The organism is Acidobacteriota bacterium (assembly GCA_040752915.1).
Taxonomy (GTDB): Bacteria; Acidobacteriota; UBA4820; order UBA4820; family DSQY01; genus JBFLVU01.
Window position 1 is genome coordinate 1 of the sequence record JBFMHB010000045.1, and the last position, 23,600, is coordinate 23,600.

A 23,600-nucleotide genomic window follows, 5' to 3' on the forward strand; every position below is an offset into this window, starting at 1 on the left:
CCCATGAAGCCCTGCAGGTTGGGACCGCTCACCTGAATGGTGGCCCCGATCACCGGCTGTCCAGCCTCATCCGTCACCTTGCCCTGCATGCCGCCGCCCTGCTGGGCGAACACGGCAAAGCCCGTGAGGCTGAGCGCCAACACGGCCAGGGCACCCCACTTGAGTGCTTTCCTCATATGGTCACCTCCATAACCTCTGAAGTTTTCGAAACCTCCTAAAACTCAAGGACTTACCCTCCTCCGCATCACCTCCTTTCGTACCAATGCCGTCAAGGTAATGGAAGAAAACCACCGTGTCAACCCCCTGTGTCTTTTCCGACACATCCGGGGAATATGGCCCAAAAAAAGGGGACCCCGGTCACCCGGGGTCCCCGACGGGTCCTTAAGGACTCAAACCGGAATTAGAAGGTCCACTTCACGCCGAGGCGGGCGTTCCGGCTGCCCTGGCGGGCGGACGTCTTGCCCCAGTTGGTGTCCCGGCGGAGGTTTCCGCTGGTGATGTCGCTCAGGTAGTCGGGCGTCTGGTAGTAGGTCTGGTACTTGGCGGTGGCCGTCTGGCGGTTCGTGGCGTTGAACACGTCGGCGAAGAGGGCCAGGTTCGTCTTCCAGAGCTTGAAGGTGTATTCGGCGTGGAGGTCGAGCTGCCAGGTGCCGGGCAGGCGGTCCGAACCGCGCTCGGCGACGAGGACCGTGCCGTACCCGGCCTCGTAGTTCGGGTAGCCCATCTGCTTGTTGAAGGGCCGGCCCGACTGGTAGATGAAGTTGGCGCCGAGGACCATGCCGAAATCGAAGCGGTAGGAGCCCTGGATCTTGAGCTGGTGGCGGCGGTCCTGGGGGAGCCAGCCGTAGCGGTTGTTGATGAGGATCGACTCGGGGATGTCGTAGGCGCTGGAGGCGCCGGGGTTGAGGCCGGCGAGGCTGTAACCGCCCGAGCCGCCCTCGTAGTTGCCCCTGAGGAAGGACAGGGTGTAGCTGGCGTTGAGGAACCAGTTGTCGGAGAACCGCTTGTTGAGCGTGAAGGTGTAGCCCTGGTAGTTTCGGATGGGCTTGGGGAAGCGCTCGTAATCGGGGACGGCGGAGGCCCACGCGTCCATGATGCCCGCCGGCCACTGATCGCCGGGGTTCATGACGATGTACGAGATGCCGCCGTGGGCGTCGATGTAGCCCACGTCCTCGATGACCCGTCCCAGCTCACGGAAGACGCCGCGGAAGCCGAAGGTCAGGTCGGGCTTGATCTCGTACTCCAACCCGGCCACGAGTTCGTCGGTGTACTGGTTTTTCACGCCGTCCAGGATGGTCGTGGGGATGGCGCCGTAGGTGTTGCGGTACCAGAAGCTCTTGGGGTATCCGCGGTACACGTCCTGGTACGTGGCGTGGCCCGGATCCATGGAGTTGGCCAGGGCGATGGGGAGGCGCTGGTAGAAGCGGCCCAGGTTGAGGAACATCTTGGATCGGCCGTTCTTCATGAAGTCGTAGGAGATGCCCAGACGGGGGGACCAGGAGTCGAGGGAGAGCTGCTGGCCGCCGTTGCCCGGCTTGATCTCGTTCTTTTCATAGCGAAGGCCGTAGGAGAGCGTCACGTTGTCGGTGACGGACCACTTGTCCTGGGCAAAGAGGGCCGTGTAGTAGCCCTTCTCGTTGTAGTTCGGGTTCTGAACGCTCTGGAAAATCCAGTAGTAGTAGTCCGCCGGGTTCGCCGTGGCGGGGTTGAGGTTCGCGAGGTTGTACTGGACGTACCAGAGGCGGCCGCCGGTGTAGTTGCTGTAGGAGTCCCACTTGAGGACTTCGTAGTCGCCGCCGAACTTGATCTCGTGGTTCTTGTAGAGATAGGTCATCTTGACCTGGTACTGGTCCGTGTCGCGGTCGTCGAAGATGTAGTTGCCGATGCCGCCACCGATGCTGAGGCTGGGCGAATAGTCAAAGCTCACGATCTGGGGACGGCCGTAGCCCGCCTTGTCCCAGGGGAGAATGTCCAGGCGGGAGTGGGTCTTGCCGATGCCGAAGTCCATGAAGAAGTTGGAGGACCATGTGGCGTACCACTTGAAGGCCGCGCTGTATCCGCCCTGATAGCGGCGGGTCATGTAGGAGCGGCGGTCGAGGGTGTCCGTGTACCCCTCGTTGTACCACATGTGGGAGGGATCCGAGAAGATGCTCAGCTCGAGGTTGTGCTTCTCGTTCACGCGGTAGTTGAACTTGGTGGACCAGAACCAGTTCCGGCTCAGATCGTCGTACTTGTACGGGATGTCCAGGGTGGAGCCGTAGGCGGGATGGTACGGGTTCACGGCGGTGAGGACCGACACGCCCTCGTGGTGCCGCGTGAACAGGGAGGGGTTGTAGGCCACGAAGAACCAGAGCTTGTCCTTGACGATGGGGCCGCCCACGTCGAAGCCGTAGTCGTAGTTGTGATAGGGCTGAGGGCTGTTGACGGAGAGGTCGGTGGAGTGGGCGTTGGCCGTGAAGGAATCGTCCGTGTAGTAGGCGAAGACCTCGCCGTGGAACTCGTTGGAGCCGCTCTTGGTGAGCACGTTGAAGAGGCCGCCCGTGGAGGCGCCGTACTCGGCGTCGAGGCCGCCCGTGGCGACTTCCATCTCGCGGATGAAGTTGAAGTTCAGGTTCGTCCCAAAGGTTCCCGTGACGGGGTCCGTCGTGTTGAGGCCGTTCACCAGGAAGATGTTCTCGGAGGAGGTGGAGCCGGCCACGCCGGGGTTGCCGCCCGATCCGGAAGAGACGACCGTGGGGGCCAGGTACAGGGTGTCCTGGTACTGGCGGCCGATGGGGATCATCTCCATCTCTTCCTGGGTCAGGTTCGTGGAGATCTTGGTTTCCTTGAGGGTCACGGCCGGGGGACGGGCGGTGACCGTGACTTCCTCACCTCCGCTCATGAGGGTCACTTCCAGCGTGGTCGTGCTGCCCAGGCTGATGGTCACGTTGGACTGGATGATCTTGTTGAATCCCACGGCCTCCACGACCATGCGGTAATCGTTGGCCGGAGGGAGGTAGGGGATGAGGAACTCGCCCTGCACGTTGGACGCCGTGCCGCGGGGCCCCTGAAGGAACTTGGACGTGACTTCGATGGACGCCCCGGGGATGGGGTTGCCGTCCTGGTCGAGGACCCGGCCCGAAAGGGCGCCCGTGTTCCCCTGGGCGAAGACCGCCCCGGACACCGCCAGGGCGAGCACCAGGAGCGCCACGCCTGCGATTCTGAGCTTCATGCTGATTCCTCCTTTCCTCATGTTGGACACACTGATTTCATTACTGCGAAACAAACCCGCCGCTCCAGATGGTATTTTGGGACGGGCGGTTAGGACCTGTCAACCTCAATTGAGTCTTTTCCGCCACAGTAGGGGCGCAACACCCTGGGGATTTCCACGGACCCGTCGGGTCGCTGGAACTGCTCGAGAAGTGCCACGAAGGTCCGGCCCACGGCCAATCCGGATCCGTTCAGGGTGTGGACGAGCCTGGGCTTTCCTCCCCCGGCGGGCCGGAAACGGATGTTGGCCCTTCGCGCCTGGAAATCCTCGAAGTTGGAGCAGGAGGAAATTTCCCTGAAGCAGTCCTGGGAGGGCAGCCAAACCTCCAGGTCGTAGGTCTTGGCGGAGGAAAAGGACATGTCCCCCGCGCAGAGGAGCACCCGGCGATAGCAAAGGCCCAGGGCCTCCAGAACGGCCTCGGCATGGGAAGTGAGGCGCTCCAGCTCTTCGTAGGACTCCTCCGGTCGCGAGAACTTGACCAGTTCGACCTTGTGGAACTGGTGCTGGCGGATCATGCCTTTCACGTCCTTGCCGTAGGAGCCCGCCTCGGAGCGGAAGCAGGGCGTGAAGGCGCAGTAGGAGAGGGGCAGGTCCGCCTCCTCCAGGATCTCGTCCCGGTGCAGGTTGGTGACCGGGACTTCGGCGGTGGGGATGAGGTAGAAGTCTCCCCCGTCCACTTTGAACAGGTCGGCCTCGAACTTGGGGAGGTTCCCCGTTCCCACGAGGGCCTCCGCCTTGACGAGGTAGGGGGGAATCACCTCCGTGTAGCCGTGGCGGGTCACGTGGAGGTCCAGCATGAACGAGATGAGGGCCCTTTCCAGAAGGGCCCCCGCCCCCCGGTAGACGACGAACCGGGAGCCCGACAGCTTGGCCGCCCTCTCGAAGTCGAGGATGCCCAGTCGAAGGCCGATCTCCTCGTGGGACCGCGGCTGGAAATCCAGCCGGGGAGCGTCGCCCCAGGTCTTGACCACGACGTTCGATGACGCGTCGGCCCCGTCCGGCACGGAAGCGTGGGGCCTGTTTGGAATGCTCAGTAGGCGCCCCTGGATCTCCGCCTCGATCTCCTGGAGCCGCCGGTCCAGCGCCTGGATTTCGTCCCCCTGGGCGCGCATCTCGGCCTGGAGGGCCCCCGTATCCTCCCCCGCCTTCTTCAGCTGTCCGATCTGGCGGCTCGCGTCGTTCCGGCGGGCCTTCAAGGCCTCCACCCGGACGAGGATCTCCCGGCGGGCGGCGTCGTGTTCGAGGAGGGCGGTCACCTCTTCCGGCGGCACGCCCTTGCGGGCCAGGGCCACCCGGAAGGAGTCGGGCGCGCTTCGCAGGGCGTGCAGGTCCAGCACGTCAGCGCCTTCGCTTGAGGAGGTCCAGACCGGTGAGGATCGCCCGGCGGAGGCTCTCCGGATCCGCCTGCCCCGTGCCCGCGATGTCAAAGGCGGGGCCGTGGTCCGGGGACGTCCGGAGGAAGGGCAGACCCAGTGTGCAGTTGACCGCGTGGCCCTGGCTCATCATCTTGGCCGGAATCATCCCCTGGTCGTGGTACAGCGCCACGGCGATCTTGTCCGGACCGTCGGGCCGGAGGAAGAGGCTGTCGGCGGGGACCGGCCCGTCCACGGCCACCCCCTCGGCCAGGAGCGCTTCCACGGCCGGCTCCAGCACCTCCCGCTCCTCCCGGCCGAGGAGGCCTCCCTCTCCGGCGTGTGGATTGAGGCCGGCGATGCGGAAGCTCGGCCAGGCGTTGAGCTGGCGGTTCCAGGCCGTGGCCAGGCCCCGCACGAAGTCCACCAGAGCCTCCGTCGTCAACACCGCCGGCACGTCACGGACGGGAATGTGGGTGGAAAAGAGGGCCACGGGCATGACCCCCGTGAAGAACACCATGTAGGTGCGGCAGTGGAAGGACTGGGCCAGGTACTCCGTGTGGCCCGAAAAGGGGATGCCGCATCGCCGGATGGCCTCCTTGGAAACCGGGCCCGTCACCAGAAGGTCCGCCTCCTTGCGCTCCATCCGCCGGCACGCCTCCTCCAGGGTCAGAAGCGAGATCCTGCCGTTGTCCGGATGGGGGCGCTTGTGGAACCGGAGCGCGGGAAGGTCCACGTCGTCCCAGCGGACCCCCTCCGGGGCGGAGGCCACGGACCGGAGCGGTCCGATGACGGTGATTTCAGCCGCCTGTTGCAGGTCTCCCGGCTGGAGGACGGACCAGAGGACCTCCGGCCCGACCCCGCCGGGATCTCCCGTTGTGATGAGCACCCGTGGACGCGTCATGCCTCTCGCTCCTTGTAGATGTACTTGATGGCGTGCTTGTAGACGAGAAGGTTGGGCTCGCTCAGTCGGTGGACCTTCAGGCAATCGCGGTCGTACCACTCGATCCACCCGTGGAGCTCCTCGCCGTCGTTCAGGACCACGACCACGGGGGTCTTGGAGCCCATCTGCTTCAGGTAGTAGAAATTCTCGGCGTTCGTCTGCTCCGGGGGAACCTGCTTGCGCCTCGCCGAGGAAAAGGTGCCGGCGGGAAGGCCTCCCCCCTCTTCCTCCTTCACTTCCCGGCCTTCGCGACGGTAGCTCTTGTAGTCGCGCAGATTCGGACGGATCAACTTCCGGTCGGGCATGGTCGGCTCCTGGGGGATCACTCTTCCGGCGCGGCGGCCTGAGGACCCTTCTTCCCCTTGGGGCACTCGTATCGGAGACAGCACATGAGCCGGCCGCAACGCCCCGAAATTTTCGAGGGATTCAGGCTCAGTCCCTGGTCCTTGGCCATGCGGATGGTGATCGGATAGAACTGGGGAAGGTGGGCGGCGCAGCACAGGGGCCGGCCGCAGTGGCCAAATCCGCCGAGAAGCTTGGTTTCGTCCCGGACGCCCACCTGCCGCATTTCGATTCGGAGGCGGTACTGGTGAGCGAGGATCCTCACGAGTTCACGGAAATCCACGCGGTTCTCGGCCGTGAACACGAAGAGAAGCCGGCTCTCGTCGAAGAGCATGTGGACCAATACCACCTTCATTTCCAGGCGGAGGGTCCGAACCTGGTCCCTGCAGAAAATGAGCGCCTCGCGCTCGATCTGGCGGTGCCTCTGACGACGCTTCGCGTCCTCTTCGCTGGCGGGCCGGATCACCGGGAGGATCTGGCCGGGAGGGAGGCACGATTCGAGAAAATTCCTCGTTTCGAGCACCTCCGCGAGCGCGGGGCCGTACTCGGTCTGGACGATGCAGGGAGACCGCAGGAGGAGGGGCGGCCCGTCGTGTCGGCCAAAGACCGGCCTGGCCTGGTTTTCGAGCTGCAGCTGGTACAGGGCCATTCGGGTCCAACCCCCCTGACAGGGGCACCATAGGTCAGCCGGGGGGCCAAGTCAAGGACCGAAGGGTCACGTTCCCGATCCCCGGTGCGCCGGCCCGAGTCCGCGTTTTATCGCGCGGGCCTCCCTTCACTTTCCCTTTCGTACCCCCGCTTCCACGGCCTCGGAGTGGGCGCCCATGGCCCTGAATTTCTCGTAGCGGCCCCGGAGAAGTTCCTCCACGGGCATGGCCTCCAGTTCCGCCAGCTGCGACTCGAGGAGCGAATCCAGGCGCGAATAGACGGAGGGCGGGTCCACCGGAGCGCCTCCCGGGGGCTCTTCCACCACGGCATCGATCAGACCGAGGCCCTTGAGATCCTGGGCCGTCAGTTTGAGGGCCGTCGCGGCGGTCTCCGCCTGGAGGGCGTCCTTCCACAAGATCGCCGCGCATCCCTCCGGGGAGATGACCGAGTAGATGGCGTACTGGAGCATGTTGACGCGGTCCCCGACGCCCAAAGCCAGCGCCCCGCCGCTGCCTCCCTCCCCTGTGACCGTCACCACGATGGGCGTCCGGAGGAGCGCCATGGCCTTCAAGTTGACGGCGATGGCCTCGGCCTGGCCGCGCTCCTCGGCATCCAGGCCCGGATAGGCCCCCGGGGTGTCGATGAACGTGAGGACGGGCATGCGGAATTTCTCCGCCATCTTCATGATGCGGAGGGATTTTCGGTAGCCCTCGGGCCTGGGCATTCCGAAGTTGCGGTGGATCTTCTGCTTGGTGTCCCGCCCCTTCTGGTGGCCGATCACGGCCACGGACTTTCCGTGAAAGCGCGCCAGTCCGGCCACGATGGCCGGGTCGTCCGCGTACCCCCGGTCTCCATGAAGCTCCACGAAGTCCGTGAACAGCGCCTGAACGTAATCCAGGGTGTAGGGCCTTTGGGGGTGTCGGGCCACCTGGACCACCTGCCAGGGGGTGAGTCGGGCGTAGGTGTCGCGCCGGAGCTTGTCCAGCTTCTTCTGTAGGGCGGCCAGCTCCCTTTCGCGCCTCTTTTCGTCCCCGAAAAGGCCGAGGTTCTCGATCTGCGCCTCGAGCTCCAGAATGGGCCGCTCGAACTCGCGGGGGTCCTTCATGGATTCGGCCTCCTCTTTCCCTCGCCGCGGGTCAAGGTCCGGAACAAGTGCTTCACGCGCCCCCGGCCCACCAGGCCCTCCAAGTCCTCGATGAAGCCCGCCCCTCCCCTCACTCTCAACTGGCCGCCGAGCAGGACGCGGGTGACGCTGCTCTCTTCTTCCACGTCCACATACACGGGCAAGGCGCCGCGGTGGCGGCGAAGCCTCTCCTCGAAGTCGAGGAGCCAGTCCTCATCTTCGCACAGGGCGGCGGGCAGGCACACGAGGACCCCCGTGGCCTTCGGCTCCAGCTCCTCCTGCGCCCGGTCCATGGGGACGACGGCGTTGGCCCAGACCTTCGGTTTCCCGTCCTGGTCCCTCTGGATGCGGCCGACGACCAAGACCGCGGCGTCCTTTTCGATGGACCCCTGATACCTTTTGAAGCACTCGTTGAAGAGGAGAACGTCCACCCGGGCTTCGAGGTCCTCGAGGACCAGGAGCCCGAACATCTCCCCTTTCTTGCTTTTCTTCTGGCTCCACTGGCCCACCACCCCTCCCACCGTGATCTCCGAGTCGGGGGGGGCATCGGCAAGCTCCACGATGTGGTGGGAGGCGAAGCGGCGAAGCATCTCCTGCTTCTCCACCAGGGGGTGGCCGCTCAGATAGAACCCAAGGCTCTCCTTCTCTCGGGCGAACTTCTCCGCGTCGGACCACGGGGTCCCTCGGGTGTAAGCCTCCGGCTCGGGCGAGTCCTCTCCTCCGAAGAGGCCCGCCTGGCCGCGGAGACGGTCTTCCTGATAGCGGACGGCCGAGGCCATGGCCGCGTCCAGGGAGGCCAAGAGGTCCCACCTGGGTACCCCGAAGCAGTCCATGGCCCCTGACTGGACGAGGTTCTCCAGCACCCGCCGGTTGGCGTGGAAGCGGTCCACTTCCCTGCAAAACCGGAAGAGGTCGGGAAAGGGCCCCACCCTTCGCCGCGCCTCGAGGATGGCCTCCACGGAGTTGAGGCCGACGTTCTTGATGGCCGAGAGGCCGTACCGGATGGCGCCCTCCTCGATGCTGAATCCCACCTGGCTCCGGTTGACGTCGGGCGGGAGCAGAGGGATGCCCATCTCCCGGCACGAGTTCATGTATTTCATGACCTCGTCGGTGTGCTCCGCCCAGGCCGAAAGGGTCGCCGCCATGAAGTGCGTCGGGAAGTGGGCCTTGAGGTAGGCCGTCTGAAAGGCCACAAGCGCGTAAGCGGCCGAGTGGGATTTATTGAAGCCGTACCGGCCGAAGGTCTCCATGTGGTCGAAGAGTTCCCCCGCCCGCCCCTCGTCCACCCCGCGCTTGGCGCAGCCCTCCAGGAACAGCTTCCGCTGGACCTGCATGGCGGCGGCGTCCTTCTTGGACATGGCCTTCCGGAGGGTGTCCGCCTGGCCGAGGGTGAATCCCGCCAGCCGGTGGGCGATGAGCATGACTTGCTCCTGGTACACGATGACGCCCAGCGTCTCGTCCAGGATCTCCTTGACCTCCTTCACGGGGTATTCGACGGCCTCCCGCCCCTTCGCTCGGGAGATATACGTGTTGATCATCCCGGCGTCCAGCGGCCCCGGCCGGTAGAGCGCGTTCAACACGATGAGGTCCTCGAACCGCCGGGGTCCCAGCCTCCGCAGGATGTCCTTCATGCCGCCCGATTCGAACTGGAAGACGCCGTCCGTATCGCCCCGGCCGAAGAGCTCCAGGGTCTTGGGGTCGTCCAGGGGAATGGCGGCCAGGTCGGGGGGCTCTCCCCCCGAAAGGCGGATCAATTCCAGGGTGTCGTACAGCACGGTGAGGGTCCTGAGGCCCAGGAAGTCCATCTTGAGAAGGCCGAGGGACTCGATCTCGTCCTTGCTGTACTGGGTGGTGATGTCCTCCTTGCCCCCGGCGGTCTTGTGCAGGGGAAGGAATTCGGTGATGGGCCGGGGGGCGATGACGACGCCGGCGGCGTGTGTGGAGGCGTGCCGCGTGAGCCCCTCCAGGCGCCGGGCGATGTCCACCATTTCGCGCACCTGGGGATCGGCCTCGTAGCTCTCCTTGAATTGGGGCGAGACGCTGAGGGCCGTCTCGAGGGTGGCCGAGAGGTCTTCCGGGACGAGCTTGGCGATCCGGTCCACCTTGTCCAGGGGCACGCCCAGCGCGCGGCCCGAGTCCCGGAGCGCCAGGCGGGCCTTCATCTCCCCGAAGGTGATGATCTGGGCCACGTTGTCCCGGCCGTACTTTTCGGTGACGTACGTGATCACGTCGGCCCGCCCGCGCATACAGAAATCGATGTCGATGTCGGGCATGGTGACCCGCTCTGGGTTGAGGAAACGCTCGAAGAGCAGGCCGTACTTGAGGGGGTCCAGGTCCGTGATGCCCATGCAGTACGAGACGAAGGAGCCGGCGGCGCTGCCCCGGCCCGGCCCCACCGGGACGCCGCGTTCCCGGGCGTACCGGATGAAGTCCCAGACCACAAGGAAATAGCCCGCGAGGTCCATCTTCTTGATGAGCCCGAGCTCCTGGTCGAAGCGCTTCTCGTACTCCTCCGGCGCCAGGGCTCCCCTCTGCTTCAACAGCCCTTGCTCCTTGCGCCTGGCGAAGCCGGACCTCGCCACCTTCTCGAAGTAGGAAGACAGGGTCTCCCCTTCGGGCACCTGGAACTTCGGGTAGTGCTTGGACTCGGTGTCGAAGGCGAAGTGGCACCGCTGGGCCACCTTGACCGTGTTCTCCAGGGCCTCGGGCCAGTCCCCGAAGCGGTCCCACATCTCCCGGGGGCTCTTGAGGTAGTGCTCGGTCGTATAGGCCATCTTGCCCGACTTGGAGCGCTCCTCCCGGGTGGTTTTCGTCTGGATGCACAGGAGGATGTCGTGGGCCCCGAAGTCCTCCTTCCTCAGGAAGTGGACGTCGTTGGTGGCCACCAGGGGGATTCCCGTCTCCCGGTGGATGTCCAGGATCTTGGCGTTCACCGCCGCCTGCTCGGGAAGGCCGTGGTCCTGGATCTCCAGGAAGAAATTCTCCGGGCCGAAGATTTCCCGGAATTCCAGCGCCGACTGGAGCGCCTCCTCGTCTTTCCCGCGCCTCAATTTCTGGGGGATCTCCCCGCCGAGGCAGGCGGAGGTGGCGATGAGCCCCTCGTGGTGGCGCCGAAGGAGGTCCTTGTCCATGCGAGGCTTGTATTGAAAGCCCTCCAGAAAGGCGGCGGTGGAGAGCTTGCAGAGGTTGTGGTACCCGGTTTGGTTCTCGCACAGGAGGATCAGGTGGGAGTAAGGGCGCTTTCCGTCCGGACCCGCAGGATCCTCGTCGAAGCGCGAGTGGGGAGCCACGTACGCCTCGCACCCGATGACGGGTCGGACGCCGGCCTTGAGGGCCCGCTTGAAGAACTTCACGGCCCCGAAGAGATTCCCGTGGTCCGTGATGGCCATGGCCGGGGAGCCGTGCGTCGCGGCCTGCGCGAGGGCCTCGTCGAGCCGGCAGGCGCCGTCCAGAAGGGAGTACTGGGTGTGGAGATGGAGGTGGACGAACGGACGCTCAGTCATGGGACCCTCGATCCCAAAGACCTTTCAGTCCCGCCCACAGGGCCCTCGAGGACCGGTCCCGGGAGCGACGCGCAGAAGGAAGGGGCGCGGGCATGCGCATCTCGATCACGGGCTCACGGGCTCTCGGGCTCCGGGGTTCCATCCTGATCACTCCCATTCGATGGTTCCGGGGGGTTTGGAGGTCACATCGTAGACCACCCGGCTGATGCCCTTCACTTCGTTCACGATGCGGCTCGACACGCGCCCGAGGAAGTCGGGCGGGAATCGGTACCAGTCGGCCGTCATGAAGTCCTCGGTCACCACCGCCCTCAGGGCCGCCACGCGGTCGTAGGTCCTGGCGTCCCCCATGACGCCCACCGTGCGGACGGGAAGGAGGACGGCGAAGGCCTGGGAGACGGCCCCGTAAAGGCCCTCCCGGCGGATCTCCTCGAGGAAGATCGCGTCGGCCTCCCGAAGGAGGTCGGCATCCTCCCGCGTCACCTCGCCGAGGATCCGGACGGCGAGGCCGGGACCCGGAAAGGGATGCCGGTCCACGAAGGCGGCGTCCAGCCCCAACAGTCGGCCCACCTCGCGAACCTCGTCCTTGAACAGGTCGCGGATCGGCTCGACGATCTTCATGCGCATGCGCTCGGGCAGTCCGCCCACGTTGTGGTGGCTCTTGATGACGGCGGCGACGGACGAGGCGGCCGCCGATTCGATGCGGTCCGGGTAGATGGTGCCTTGCACCAGATAGGGAACCCGGCCGAGCGCCTGGGCCTCCCGCTCGAAGACCTCCACGAAGGTCCGGCCCACCGCCTTGCGCTTCTCCTCGGGATCGGACAGGCCTCTGAGGGCCAAGAAGAACTCCTCCGAGGCGTCCACCTTCCGCAGATCCAACTTCAGCCCGTCCCGAAGGCGGCTGGAAACGGCTTCGGCCTCCCCCTTCCTGAGGAGTCCGTGGTCGATGAAGAGGCCCGCGAGCCGGTCCCCGACGGCCCGTTGAACCAGGAGGGCCGCCACCGACGAATCCACCCCTCCGGAGATGGCGCAGAGAACCCGCTCTCCTCCCACCTCCCGCCGGATCTGAGCCACGGCCTCCTCGATGAAGGAGGTCATGGTCCAATCGCCGCGCGCCCCGCATACGCCGAAGAGAAAGCGGCGCAGGATCTCCCGCCCGTCGGCGGTGTGCGTCACTTCGGGGTGAAACTGGAGGGCGAAGAGGCCCCTATCCGGATCTTCCATGGCGGCCACGGGGACGCTTTCCGTGCTCCCCGAAACCCGAAAGCCCTCGGGAGGGGTCTCCACCCGGTCTCCGTGGCTCATCCAGATGGGCCGAGGCTCCGGTGGCCCGTGGAAGAGAAGGCTCTCCGGGCTTCCGAAGAAGAGGGCGGGGCCGTATTCCCGGCGGCCCGATGGAACCACTCTGCCGCCCAGGGCGTGGGCCATCCACTGCATCCCGTAGCAGATGCCCAGGACGGGGATCCCCAGGCCGGAAAGGGCCGGATCCGGCAAGGGCGCGCCCTCCGCGAAAACGGACTGGGGGCCGCCCGAAAGGATGAGCCCGATGGGGGCCCGGGAACGGATTTCTCCGGCCGGGCGGTCGTGGGGGACCACTTCGCAGTACACGCCCAGTTCCCTCACGCGCCGGGCGATCAGGCGCGTGTACTGAGAACCGAAATCGAGGATGAGGACGACCTGTCCGCCGTGCATGACCCCTTCCGATCCCTCGCGGAGGCGAAGAGTATAGCCCGCGTCCGGGATGGCCTCAAGGAGAGGGGGCGGGGGCGTCCCGCCGGAGGGGCTCGGCCCACTCTCGGAAGGTCCTCAAGAGGGCCTCGGGGCTCTTGGAGCGGTCGAGGGACCGGCGGAGGGCGAGGGAGCCCGGGAACCCGGCCGTGTATTTTCCCAGGAAGGTCTTCATCCGATGAAGGGCCAGGCCCGGCGGCCCCATCTCGAGGAGGTCCTCGAAATGAGCCTCCACGAGGTCCAGCCGGTCGCGGAGGCCGGGCACGGCGTAGGCTCCCTTGGTCCGCAGGTCCTCGATCTGACGGAAGATCCACGGGTTCTTGACCGCGGCCCGGCCCACCATGACCCCGTCGCAGGAGGTGGAGGCAAACAGGTCCATCCCCTCCTCCGGTGTGGACACGTCGCCGTTGCCCACCACCGGCACCGAGACGAGGGACTTGAGCTCGCCGATCCGGCCCCAGTCGGCCCGGCCCGAGTAGCCCTGCTCACGGGTCCTGGCGTGCAGGGTCAGGGCGGCGACGCCCGCCTCCTCCAGGGCTCTCCCGACTTCGAGGAAGGTGATTTCCGATCCCGACCACCCCAACCGCAGCTTGGCCGTCACAGGGATCGCCACGGCCTTCACCACGGCCCTCGCCACGGCGGCCGCCCGGACGGGCTCCCTCAGGAGGGCCGCACCGCACCATCCCTTCGTCACCTTGGGGACGGGGCATCCCATGTTGAGGTCCACCACGTCCGCGCCCTGGGCCTCGCAGCGGCGGGCCGCCTCGGCCATGTTCTCGGGATCGGCCCCGGAGATCTGGAGCGCGATGGGGTGCTCGTCGGATCCCATGCGGAGGTAGTCCCCGGTGCGCCGTCCGCCCCGAACCAGCCCCTCCGAGGACAGGATCTCGGAAACCACAAGGCCCACGCCTCCGCACCGGCGCACCATGCGCCGGAAGGTCACGTCGGTCAGGCCCGCCATGGGAGCGAGAACGAGGGCGGGCGCCACGGCCACGGGCCCGATCCGGAGAACGCCGTCCGTCACGGGAGCGCCTCGGAAGGCCGCCGGATCCGGAAGAACTCCGACTCCCGCCCCTTGGGAATGGGACGCAGGGGAAGGACCAGGATCTCCACCTCCAGGGCCCCGCCCTCCTCGTCCATCAGCGCGAGGAGGTCACCCGGCGCCACCTCCCGACCCGGCTTGGCGGGCCGCCCGTTGACCCGCACTCCGCCCCCGAGGGCGGCGGCCTTGGCCGCGCTCCTCCTCCGGATGAGGCGGGAGTGCTTCAGAAACAGGTCGAGCCGCATGGCGAATGACCCTCCCGGGGACGGCCCGCGCGGGACGTCTCCCCGAGGAGCGTCTCAGACGTACTTGGGGTTGACGCGGACGTAGCTCTGGGCCTTCAGCTCCGCGATGTACGCCTTGTAGGCCTCGGAGAATTTCTGTTCCTTCAGGGCCTCCACCACCGCGGCCCGCGCCTCGTCCAGGGTGGGCGTCTTGGCCTCGCGGCGCTCCAACACGCGGAAGATGTAGAACCCGCCGATGCTCTGGACCGGCTCGCTGACCTCCCCCGGCGCGAGAGGAAACACTGCGCGACCGATTTCCGGGCTCAGGTCCTCCCGCGAGAACCAGCCCGCGTCGCCTCCGGCCCCTCGGGAATAGGCCGAGGAATAGGCCCGCGCCAATTCCCCGAAGTCCTTTCCCGACGCCACCTGCGCGCGGATTTCGGCGGCCGCGGCGCGGGCCTGCTCCGCGCCGTACCGCTCCTTCGGGAGCAGGATTTCCTGGAGGTGAACCTGGGACTTGCCCGCCATGTCGTTCTTGTGGGCCTCGTAAAAGGCCTCCACCTCCTCCGTGGAGATGGCGATGCGGCTCCGGATTTCGCGGCTCTTCATGAACTCCGGAATGTAGACGAAGATCATCTGCTTTCGGAACTCCTCCAGGGTCATGCCCTCCAGTTCGAGCGCCTTGGAGAGGTCCGCCTTGGTGGCCAGCTTGTTCTCCTTCATGAACATCTCGAGCTGGTTGTCCACGATGAGGTCCACCTGGTACAGCTGGCGGGCCTTCTCCACCAGGAGCAGCTCCTCCTCCATTTGCTCGAGAAGCCGCTGGGGAACCTCCTTGAGCCGGGCTTCCATGTCGGGTCCCTTGTACTCCCTCTGGAGCCCCTCCAGGGTGCTGAGGAGCCTCTTCTCGAACTCGCCTTTCGTGACGATGGCGTCGTTGACTTTGAGGACGACCTCTTCCAGGACGGCGCCCGCGGAGGGAAGTCCGAGGAGGGCGGCGGCGAGGAGGGTTGGGAGGGCGCGCTTCATGGTGTCTCCTTCTCGTAAGCGAAGGGAAGTTTAGCCCAAAACACCTCGGGAGGAAAGCGCCGGCGGAGGTCCGCCAGGTACTCGCGGTACAGCCGGTCGCCGCGCTCGTCCGCCAGGGTGAGCCGGATCTGCGGGGCGAGTTCGTCGAGGGTGGGGGTGTAGGAGTCGTAGCGCTTTTCCACGAGGAAGATCTGAAAGTACTCCGAAGAGGCCTGGATGGGCCCCGTGGGCACGCCGGGCCTGGCCTGGGCGAGGGGCGTCCGCAGGTAATCGGGAAGTTCCTGGAATTCGAAGTACTGCGTCGCTCCCCGCTCGGGCGAAAGGGAGTAGAGCCTGGCCACGTCCACGAAGGAGTGCCCGCGGGCGAGCAGGGCTTTCGCCTCCCTGACCTGGGCTTCGCCGGGAAGGAGGATCTCCCTCAGGAGGACCCCGGGGCCCTTCTTGAACTCGTGGGCATGGGCGGCGTAGTAGGCCGCCACGTCGCCCGGCGTCACGCTGACCTTTCCGTAGACGCGCTGCCTCAAGGCCATGGAAACCGCCGCTTCGCGCTGCTCGATCGAGCCGAAATCCCACAGGGGTTGGGGGACCCGTGGCGGAGGTCCCGGGAGAGCGTCGGTGAGAATCAGGGCTTCTTCCACGAGGCCGTCCAGGACCCGGCTCGCGAGAAGGGCGTTGGCGGAAGGCTCGCCCTGGCGTCCTGCGAGGGCTTTCTCCAGGTCCCGCACCTCGATGCGAAAACGCCCCGCCAGGGCGAGAACCGAGGGATCCTCGCGAAGGCCCGCCTTCGGATCCCTCCGGCAGGCCGAGAAAGTCAGGAGCGCAAGGAGCGCCGCGAGGAGGATCGGGAGCCGCTTCATGCCGGCGTCCCCTCGGCGGGCGCCGCGCAGGTCAGAACCCGGTCCAGGAGCTCCAGGATTTCCTCCCGCGGGAGAAGGGGTACCTCCAGCAGGCCGCCCGGATCGATCCGCGCACCCTTCCGGTCCGAAAGGAACGCCACGAGACCCGCGGCGCACAGAGGCGCCGCCGGATCGAAAGCCAGGGTCAGGAGGTCGTTCCGGCGTGTGATGCTCCTCCTCCCCAACCCTTCGGCCCACAACCGGAGACGGGTCATCTCCACCATGCGTTTGACCTCGGGCGGCATGGGGCCGTATCGATCCTCCGCGGCGGCGGCGACCCGCCCCAGTTCGCCGGCCGACGAGGCCATGGACAGCTCCCTGTAAAAGGCGAGACGCTGGTTCAGTTCGCCCATATACTCCATGGGCACCGAAAGGTCCAGTCCGAGGCCGATCTCGCAGCGCACCGCCGAGAGCGGTCGTTCGCCCCTCGCCTCCGCCACGGCCTCCTCCAGGAGGCGCTGGTAGAGATCGAATCCGACCGCCGCCATGTGGCCCGACTGGTCCGCCCCCAGGAGATTCCCGGCGCCCCTCAATTCCAAATCCACGGCGGCGATGCGGAACCCCGCCCCCAATTCGGAGAATTCCTGGAGGGTCTCCAGCCGGCGGGAGGCGTCTCCCGTCAGTTCCTGGCCGGGGGGGGTGAGGAGGTAGGCGTACGCCGGAAGATCGGATCGGCCAATGCGGCCGCGAAGCTGGTAGAGCTGGGTCAAGCCGAGGGCGTGGGCGTCCTCCACGAGCAGCGTGTTGACCCGGGGAAGGTCCACGCCGTTCTCGATGAGGGTCGTGCAGACGAGGACGTCGTGGTCGCCCCGAAAGAAGCCGAGCATCACCGTTTCCAGGTCCCTCTCCGCCATCTGGCCGTGGGCGATGGTGACCCGCGCCTCCGGGACGAGCTCCTGGACCTTGCGCGCGGCGGCGGCCAGGGTCTCCACGCGGTTGTGAACGTAGAACACCTGGCCCCCGCGCTGGAGTTCCCGGCGGATCGCTCCCCGGACGAGCTCCGCGTCGAAGGGCCGGACCGACGTCTGGATGGCCAGCCGGTCCTTGGGGGCCGTCTGGATGAGGGACATGTCCAGAATGCCCGAAAGACCCATCTGGAGGGTTCTGGGAATGGGCGTGGCGGTGAGGGTGAGCACGTGGACCTTCGATTTGAGCGCCTTGATCTTCTCCTTGTGGTTCACCCCGAAGCGTTGCTCCTCGTCCACGATCAGAAGCCCCAGCCGCGGGAGGCGGACGTCCTTGGAGAGGATCCGGTGGGTCCCGATGAGAATGTCCAGCTCCCCGTCCGCGGCCTCCTTCAAAGTCCGCTTGCGCTCGGGGGCTTCCACGAAGCGAGAGAGCATGGCCACCCGGACGGGGAAGGGCGCGAAGCGCTCTCGGAAGCGTTCGGCGTGCTGGAGGGCCAGCACGGTCGTGGGGCAGAGGACCGCCACCTGGAGCCCTTCGCTCACGGCCTTGAAGGCCGCGCGCATGGCCACTTCGGTCTTCCCGTACCCGACGTCTCCGCACACCAGCCGGTCCATCGGCCGATCCGATTCCATGTCCCGCTTCACCTCGTCCACGGCCCGCTCCTGGTCCGGCGTCAGGTCGAAGGGGAACTGGGATTCGAATTCCTCCTGCCACGCCGAATCGGCCCCGCAGGCGTGGCCGGCGATGGTGCGCCGGACGGCATAGAGGCGCAGGAGGTCCACGGCCACGGCCCGGACCGCCTTGCGCACCTTCTCCTTGCTCTTTCGCCAGGCCGTGCCTCCGAGGCGGTCCAGGGGAGGGGCGTAGCCCTCGGGCCCCACGTACTTCTCCACCAGGTCCATGCGTTGGACCGGGACGAGCAGGCGCCCCCCTCCGGCGTAGGCGAGGCTCAGGTAGTCCTCCCGGTGGCCGTCCCGAACCAGGGTCTCGATCCCCTGAAAGAGCCCCACCCCGTGCTCCACGTGGACCACCGGGTCCCCGACCCTAAGGTCCCTCAGCCCCGTGGAAAAGGCCTCCTGTTTTCGGGCGCGCGCTTCGGGAGCGGCCCTCCCCCTGCCAAACACCTCCCGTTCGGTGAGGGCCAGAATCCGCTGGCCCGGAAAGGAGAGCCCCTCCTCGACGGGAGCCAGAGCGGCGTACAGGCCGGGGGGAAGGTCGTGGGAGTCCGGGGGGCCCTCCTCCACGACGAGGCCCTCACCCGAGGCCAGTTCCTTGAGCCGCCGGAGGGTCCCCTGGCCCTGCAGGAAGACCATGCAGCGCCACCCGCCGCGGACCCATTCCCCGAGGTCCGAAAGGAGCCCGAAGGGGTCTCCCGGCCGAAGGGCCGGCCGGGTCGCCTCGAGGGGGGGCTCGGCGCCGCCCGCCTCCAGAACGCCGGGGCCCTGGGCGACGGAGGCCACATCGGCCGTGCGGAGAAAGAGCCTCTCGGGCGCCACCATCGGGGGGCGGCGGTGGCGCACGAAGCTGTCCCGAAGGTCCGACAGGCGGAGCCCCGCCCGGTGAACCGCCATGGAGGCTTCGACCACCACCCACCGGGAGGGCCCCAGGAAATCGGCCAGCGTCGTGAAGTAGGCGCCCTCTCCGCGGACTTCGGTGTCGTAGGTCGGGTACGTCCCCGCGTGGGCGAGGCCCTCCAGGCGAACTTCTCCGAATGCGCCCGTCTCCCCGAGGGAGGCGGAGAGGGCCGCGTGAAGGCCGTCGTCGCGCACGCCTTCCGTGAGGGGGTGCACCAGGACCGATCGCTGGACCTCGCCCAGCGAGTGCTGGGAGACGGGGTCGAAAAAGCGGACCGAATCCACCTCGTCCCCGAAGAACTCCAGGCGGACCGGGAGGGACTCGGTGGGAGGAAACAGGTCCACGATGCCGCCCCGGAACGATGCTTCTCCCACCTCCCCCACCTGATCCACCGTCCTGTACCCCGAGGCCCACAGGCGCGTCCTCAGCTCGCGCCGGTCGAGGGCCGTCCCGCGCTCGAGCACGAGGAGGTGGCTCCTCCACCACCCGGGCCGGGGCACCCGCCAAAGAAGCGACTCCACCGAAAGGAGGAGGGCGGGCCTCGTCGAGGTGAGGGCCCGGCTGAGCACGGCGGCGCGTTCGAGGAGGACGCCCGGGTGATGCGAGAGCCCCTCGTACGGATCCGCGTCGGGAGCGGGCAGCCAGTCCGGCGCCGCCGAGTCCCCGAGGAGGGCCCGAAGGGAGGACGAGAGACTCCGCGCCTGGCTCTCGGCGGGGACCAGAATGACCAGCGGTCCCTCCCGGCGAAGGACGCAGCCCGCCAGCAAGAAGGGCAGGGCACCACCGCGGGCCCGCTCCAGACCGGCGTCCCCTCCCGCCCCCCGGTCGAGCGCCTCGAGAAAGGCGCGGACGAGGCCGTTCAACGTGCCCCCCCCGCCAGGCGAGCCAAGAGCCCCGTGGTGGAGCGCCCCTCGAGCAGGGGAAGGGAGATCACCTCCCCTCCCGCGGCCTCCACCTCCGCTCTCCCCACAATGGTCTCGGGGGTCCAGTCGCCGCCCTTCACGAGCACGTCGGGCAGGAGCACTCGCACGAGGTCCAGGGGCGTGTCCTCCCCGAAGACGACCACGGCGTCCACGGCGGCCAGGGCGGCGAGGATCTCGGCCCTCTCCCCTTCGGGCGTCACGGGGCGGGTCGGCCCCTTGAGCCGCCGAACCGAATCGTCGGAGTTCAGCCCGACGATGAGCCGGTCCCCCATCCCCCGCGCGGCGTTGAGGTAGCGCACGTGGCCCGCGTGCAGGAGGTCGAAGCACCCGTTGGTGAAGACCACCTTCTCCCCCCGCTCGCGGCAGGCGCGCCGGTAGTCCCGAACCTCCTCCCGGGCCAGGACGCGTCCCACGGTCAGGCCCCTTTCAGCCGGAGGCGGGCCACCTCATCCTGAAGGGGAGGAAGGACCCGGTCCGACACGGCCTTCAGCGGGCGAGGACGCCCCCCGTCGAAGACCCATACGCCGATGGCGCGTCTGGCGTCCCCGAGTTCCGTGAAGGATGTGTGACCCGCGGCGCCGGAGAATCCCTTCAGGGACAGCAGGGCGGACCGGAGGGCCTCGGCGTCTCCTCCCGGAGAGGCGGCCAGGGCGGCGCCGAGAATCCGCACGGCGTCGTACGCGTGGGACGCGTAGACGTCCGGAGCTTCCCCCCACCGGGCCGTGAACCTCGACGCGAACTCCGCCTTCTCCGTCCCTCCGTCGGCGGAGACGGGACCAGGGCCGAGGAGGCAGACGCCCTCCATCCAGGGCGGAGCCTCCCGGAGCAGGTCGGACCGGGCAAAGGCGCTGCAGGCCAGGATGGGCCGGCGGTCCCCCGCCCGCCGAAGCCCCTCGGCGACGGGGAGGAGCGCCCCGCTGTATCCCGCCAGGTAGATCGCCTGGAAGACCGCACCCGGGGGACCCTGGGCGGGTGGCGGGACCTGCCCGGGCACCGATATGGAAAGGCCGGCTCTGCGCCCGTCCCCTTCGAAGGCCCGCTGGAAGGCCTCGGCCAGCCCTCTTCCGTAGGCGTTGTCTTCCGCCAGAACCTCGACCCGGGTGGCGTGAAGCGAATAGGCGGCGAACTCCGCGGCGGCCTCGGCCTCGGCCGCATCGGACGGCCAGTTGCGGAAAAAGTACCGGGAAGCGCCGGACAGCGCCGGCGAGGAGGCCGACGGCGAGAGGACAAGGACCCCCAGGGGCTCGGCACGGGCCGCCAACGCCAGGGCTTCCTCGCTGGTGGCCCCGCCGATCACGGCCCGAACCCTCCCCGGCCCGGACCAGCTTTCCAGGAGCCGGACGGCGCGGTCCGGATCCGACCGCGAGTCCTCCAGGGCCACGTCCAGGCGGAGGCCTCCCACGCCGCCCGCCGCGTTCACCTCCTCGGCGCCGAGGAGGATTCCGCGCTCGAGGCTTTCTCCGTAGGCCGCCTGGGGCCCCGTGAGGGGGAGGATGGCGGCCAGCCGCACCGGCTCCTGGCGGCACGAAACCGCCCCGAGCAGGACCGCCGCGCAAAGGACCCTTCCACCCGTGGCAAACATGGCCCTCCATTGTAGCCCAGGCGTGGTTAAACGTCAAGATTTCCAGAGAGTTCCGACGCGCCGCCGGGCCGAGGGAGGCGGTCCCCGAGCGCTGGGTCCCGAGGCGCCAGGGTGGTAGACTTCGAGGGGAGGTGCACGGTGCGGAGCCTTCGATTCCTCATGGTCCTCGCCCTCTTGTCGGGAACGGCCCTCTGGGGCGGCTCCCCCGACGTGGTCCTCATCACCCTCGACACGTACCGCGCCGACCGCCTCGCCCCCTGGGGCGGCCCCCCCTCCACCGCTCCGAACCTCAATACGTTGGCGGAGTCGGGCACCGCCTTCCTCTCTTGCTCGGCTCCCGCTCCGGTGACGCTCCCGTCCCACGCCTCCCTGCTGACCGGATGCTGGCCGGCCCGCACCGGGCTTCACGACAACGGCCTCGGAACCCTCGCCCCTTCGGTGCCCGCCCTGGCCGAACTGCTCCGGGAGAAGGGCTACCGGTGCGAGGCGGTGATCGCCAGCGCCGTCCTGGAGGGGCGCTTCGGGATCCACCGGGGCTTTCACGGATATGACGACGCGGTGGGTCCGGACCTCGTGCGCCATGCCGGGGAGGTGACGGACCGCGCGCTCTCGATACTGACCAGCCGTGGCGCCGGCCCCCTGTTTCTGTGGGTCCACTACTTCGACACCCACGAGCCATATTCCAGCCCCGAGGCTTTCTCGGCCCGTTTCCCGAGCCAACCCTACGACGCGGCCGCCGCATACGTGGACGCAGAAGTGGGGCGCCTCCTCTCTGCCCTGGCCCCCGGGACCCTGGTGGCGGCGGCGGCGGACCACGGGGAAGCCCTGGGGGAGCACGGCGAGCCGACCCACGGGGCCTTGCTCTTCGAACCCACCCTCCGTGTGCCTCTACTCTTCGCGGGTCCGCGGGTCCCCAAGGGGGGCCGGCGGGCGACCCCCTGTTCCCTGGTGGACGTGGGCCCGACCCTCCTGGGGCTCCTGGGCCTCGCTCCGGAGGCGTCCAAGGCCATGGACGGCACCGACCTCTTCTCGGAGGCGGCCCCGACTTCGCGAATCCTGCTGGCCGAAACCTGGCTCCCCTTCCACGCCTTCCGGTGGAGCCCCCTGATCGCCGCCACCGACGGAAGGTATAAATGGATCCGGTCCGCCTCCCGGGACCGCCTCTTTGACCTCCGGGACGATCCGGCGGAAACGAGGGACCTCTCGGCCTCCCCACCGGCGGGAGCGGCAGGCGTGCGCGACCGGCTCCCCTCCTTCCCCGAGTCCTCCCCCGCCGGGAGCGTCGAGGCGTCTCTGCGGGGGCTCGGCTACGCCGCCGTTCCCTCCAGCCAGGCGCTGTCCAGGGACCTGCCCGACCCCCACGACCGGACCGGGATACTCCAGGTGGACGGCCGGGCTCGCCTCCTCCGCCGGCAGGGCGATTCGGAGAAGGCGGCGGCCCTGTTCCGTTCGGTGACCGTCGAGGACCCGGGGAATCCTTCGGGCTGGTTCGAATACGGGGAGACCCTCCGCCGGAGCGGGGGAGCCCGCGAGGCCCTCCCCGCCCTGGACAAGGCCCTGGCCCTCGCCCCGCGGATGGCGGAGGCCCACGCCGCCAAGGGCCACGCCCTGGTCGCCCTGGACCGCCCGGGCGAGGCGGCCCGGTGCTACGAAAGGGCCCTCGTCCTCTCCCCGCGGCTGGTGAACGCGCTCAACCCCCTCGCCGCCTACCACCTGGACCGCAACGAACCGGAAAAGGCCTTCCCGCTCCTGGAGAGAGCCCTGTCTGAGGGGTTCGCCGACCAGGACACCTATCTCATGCAGGGGAGGATCCACCTGATTCAGGGACGGCCCGAGGACGCCCGGCGGGATTTCGCCGCCGCCTTGCGCTTGAGCCCCGACCCCGCCCTCACCCTCAAGGCCCAAGGGGATATCTACCTGACCCGGAACCTCGTGCAGGATGCGGTGAGGACCTTCGAGACCGGAATCCGCCAGTTCCCAGAGTACGCGCCCAATTACCTGACCCTGGGCGCCGTCCTCCTTCAGGCCGACCGCCCCGAGGAAGCCCTGGCGGTTTTCCGGAGCGCCTTGAAGGCCCGCCTCGATCCCGCGACGCGCGCGGACGTGGAGCAGATGGTGCGCGACCTGGAGGCCGCCGGGCGCCAACCTCAGGAGCCCTGAATCTCCCTCTCCACCGGCCGCTCCGGCCGGGGCTAACCTCGGGGCATGGGCAGCAGGGCGCCGCCCGAACAGCACAGATCCGCGCCCGTGAAATGACGTCCGGCCTCGCTGGCGAGGAACAGCACGGCCGCCGCCACGTCCTCGGATTCGGCGACCCTCCGGAGGGGAACCGCCGCGACGATGGACGCCTCCCTCTGCCTCAAGGCCTCCTCGCTCATGGGCGTCCGGACCCAGCCCGGCGAGACGAGGTTCACGCGGATGTCCGGGGCCAGCTCCTGGGCGAGGGAGTACACCATGGACTGCACGGCCCCCTTGCTCCCCGCGTAGTGGCTATGGCCCGGCTCCCCGCGCTGGCCGGCCGTGGAGCCGATGAA

At 67.8% G+C, this 23,600-nt stretch carries 17 protein-coding genes; 1 reads left to right on the plus strand and 16 read right to left on the minus strand.

What is annotated here, in order from left to right; all coding sequences use genetic code 11:
• Positions 1-400: 400 nt before the first annotated feature.
• The 15 genes from AB1824_09270 to AB1824_09340 form a co-directional block, all read right to left on the minus strand.
• Complete coding sequence (locus AB1824_09270) at positions 401-3,211, minus strand: TonB-dependent receptor (GenBank protein MEW5765153.1); 2,811 nt, start codon at positions 3,209-3,211, stop codon at positions 401-403.
• 89 nt (positions 3,212-3,300) lie between these two features.
• Entirely contained in the window at positions 3,301-4,587 is a 1,287-nt protein-coding gene (gene serS / locus AB1824_09275; GenBank protein ID MEW5765154.1) for a serine--tRNA ligase, read from the minus strand.
• Position 4,588: 1 nt separating this feature from the next.
• Entirely contained in the window at positions 4,589-5,506 is a 918-nt protein-coding gene (locus AB1824_09280; GenBank protein MEW5765155.1) for a 4-hydroxythreonine-4-phosphate dehydrogenase PdxA, read from the minus strand.
• Positions 5,503-5,850, minus strand: coding sequence for an RNA chaperone Hfq (locus AB1824_09285; GenBank protein MEW5765156.1), 348 nt, complete (start codon positions 5,848-5,850; stop codon positions 5,503-5,505). Before AB1824_09285 ends, AB1824_09280 begins: the two co-directional genes overlap by 4 nt.
• Positions 5,851-5,867: 17 nt before the next feature.
• A complete protein-coding gene (gene ricT / locus AB1824_09290; protein MEW5765157.1) occupies positions 5,868-6,536 on the minus strand; it encodes a regulatory iron-sulfur-containing complex subunit RicT in 669 nt (222 codons plus the stop codon).
• 126 nt (positions 6,537-6,662) lie between these two features.
• Positions 6,663-7,640 (minus strand): acetyl-CoA carboxylase carboxyltransferase subunit alpha, encoded by a 978-nt coding sequence (locus tag AB1824_09295; GenBank protein MEW5765158.1) that lies wholly within the window; start codon positions 7,638-7,640, stop codon positions 6,663-6,665.
• Positions 7,637-11,161, minus strand: coding sequence for a DNA polymerase III subunit alpha (dnaE, locus tag AB1824_09300; GenBank protein MEW5765159.1), 3,525 nt, complete (start codon positions 11,159-11,161; stop codon positions 7,637-7,639). The genes AB1824_09295 and dnaE overlap by 4 nt, the downstream gene beginning before the upstream one ends.
• Positions 11,162-11,308: 147 nt before the next feature.
• Entirely contained in the window at positions 11,309-12,850 is a 1,542-nt protein-coding gene (gene guaA, locus AB1824_09305) for a glutamine-hydrolyzing GMP synthase (protein ID MEW5765160.1), read from the minus strand.
• A gap of 55 nt (positions 12,851-12,905) precedes the next feature.
• Positions 12,906-13,910, minus strand: a complete 1,005-nt coding sequence (dusB, locus tag AB1824_09310; protein MEW5765161.1) for a tRNA dihydrouridine synthase DusB — start codon at positions 13,908-13,910, stop codon at positions 12,906-12,908.
• The gene (locus tag AB1824_09315) at positions 13,907-14,173 is read right to left on the minus strand and encodes a S4 domain-containing protein (GenBank protein ID MEW5765162.1); all 267 of its coding nucleotides are present in this window, start codon (positions 14,171-14,173) and stop codon (positions 13,907-13,909) included. The genes dusB and AB1824_09315 overlap by 4 nt, the downstream gene beginning before the upstream one ends.
• 54 nt (positions 14,174-14,227) lie before the next feature.
• Entirely contained in the window at positions 14,228-15,181 is a 954-nt protein-coding gene (locus AB1824_09320; protein ID MEW5765163.1) for a peptidyl-prolyl cis-trans isomerase, read from the minus strand.
• Entirely contained in the window at positions 15,178-16,038 is an 861-nt protein-coding gene (locus AB1824_09325; GenBank protein ID MEW5765164.1) for a peptidylprolyl isomerase, read from the minus strand. Before AB1824_09325 ends, AB1824_09320 begins: the two co-directional genes overlap by 4 nt.
• Positions 16,035-19,424: a transcription-repair coupling factor gene (gene mfd, locus AB1824_09330; GenBank protein ID MEW5765165.1), complete on the minus strand. Its 3,390-nt coding sequence runs from the start codon at positions 19,422-19,424 to the stop codon at positions 16,035-16,037. The genes AB1824_09325 and mfd overlap by 4 nt, the downstream gene beginning before the upstream one ends.
• Positions 19,421-19,897 carry a D-glycero-beta-D-manno-heptose 1-phosphate adenylyltransferase gene (gene rfaE2, locus AB1824_09335; protein MEW5765166.1) on the minus strand — a complete coding sequence of 159 codons (477 nt, stop codon included), beginning with the start codon at positions 19,895-19,897 and terminating at the stop codon, positions 19,421-19,423. Before rfaE2 ends, mfd begins: the two co-directional genes overlap by 4 nt.
• Before the next feature lie 2 nt (positions 19,898-19,899).
• Positions 19,900-21,066, minus strand: coding sequence for an ABC transporter substrate-binding protein (locus AB1824_09340; GenBank protein ID MEW5765167.1), 1,167 nt, complete (start codon positions 21,064-21,066; stop codon positions 19,900-19,902).
• Between the two features lie 138 nt (positions 21,067-21,204).
• Between AB1824_09340 and AB1824_09345 the strand changes: the two genes are divergently transcribed.
• Positions 21,205-23,226: a sulfatase-like hydrolase/transferase gene (locus tag AB1824_09345; protein ID MEW5765168.1), complete on the plus strand. Its 2,022-nt coding sequence runs from the start codon at positions 21,205-21,207 to the stop codon at positions 23,224-23,226.
• 32 nt (positions 23,227-23,258) lie between these two features.
• Here AB1824_09345 and AB1824_09350 read toward each other — a convergent pair.
• A partial coding sequence (locus AB1824_09350; GenBank protein MEW5765169.1) for an SDR family oxidoreductase occupies positions 23,259-23,600 on the minus strand: 342 nt, incomplete at its 5' end.

What these genes read in the sequence shown, in the direction of transcription:
- guaA (MEW5765160.1), bottom strand. Translation starts at nt 12,850, where the DNA reads ATGCACGGCGGACAGGTCGTCCTCATCCTCGATTTCGGTTCTCAGTAC.
- AB1824_09325 (MEW5765164.1), bottom strand. Translation starts at nt 16,038, where the DNA reads ATGAAGCGGCTCCCGATCCTCCTCGCGGCGCTCCTTGCGCTCCTGACT.
- AB1824_09315 (MEW5765162.1), bottom strand. Translation starts at nt 14,173, where the DNA reads ATGCGGCTCGACCTGTTTCTGAAGCACTCCCGCCTCATCCGGAGGAGG.
- AB1824_09270 (MEW5765153.1), bottom strand. Translation starts at nt 3,211, where the DNA reads ATGAAGCTCAGAATCGCAGGCGTGGCGCTCCTGGTGCTCGCCCTGGCG.
- AB1824_09340 (MEW5765167.1), bottom strand. Translation starts at nt 21,066, where the DNA reads ATGTTTGCCACGGGTGGAAGGGTCCTTTGCGCGGCGGTCCTGCTCGGG.
- AB1824_09320 (MEW5765163.1), bottom strand. Translation starts at nt 15,181, where the DNA reads ATGAAGCGCGCCCTCCCAACCCTCCTCGCCGCCGCCCTCCTCGGACTT.
- ricT (MEW5765157.1), bottom strand. Translation starts at nt 6,536, where the DNA reads ATGGCCCTGTACCAGCTGCAGCTCGAAAACCAGGCCAGGCCGGTCTTT.
- AB1824_09285 (MEW5765156.1), bottom strand. Translation starts at nt 5,850, where the DNA reads ATGCCCGACCGGAAGTTGATCCGTCCGAATCTGCGCGACTACAAGAGC.
- AB1824_09295 (MEW5765158.1), bottom strand. Translation starts at nt 7,640, where the DNA reads ATGAAGGACCCCCGCGAGTTCGAGCGGCCCATTCTGGAGCTCGAGGCG.
- dnaE (MEW5765159.1), bottom strand. Translation starts at nt 11,161, where the DNA reads ATGACTGAGCGTCCGTTCGTCCACCTCCATCTCCACACCCAGTACTCC.
- AB1824_09280 (MEW5765155.1), bottom strand. Translation starts at nt 5,506, where the DNA reads ATGACGCGTCCACGGGTGCTCATCACAACGGGAGATCCCGGCGGGGTC.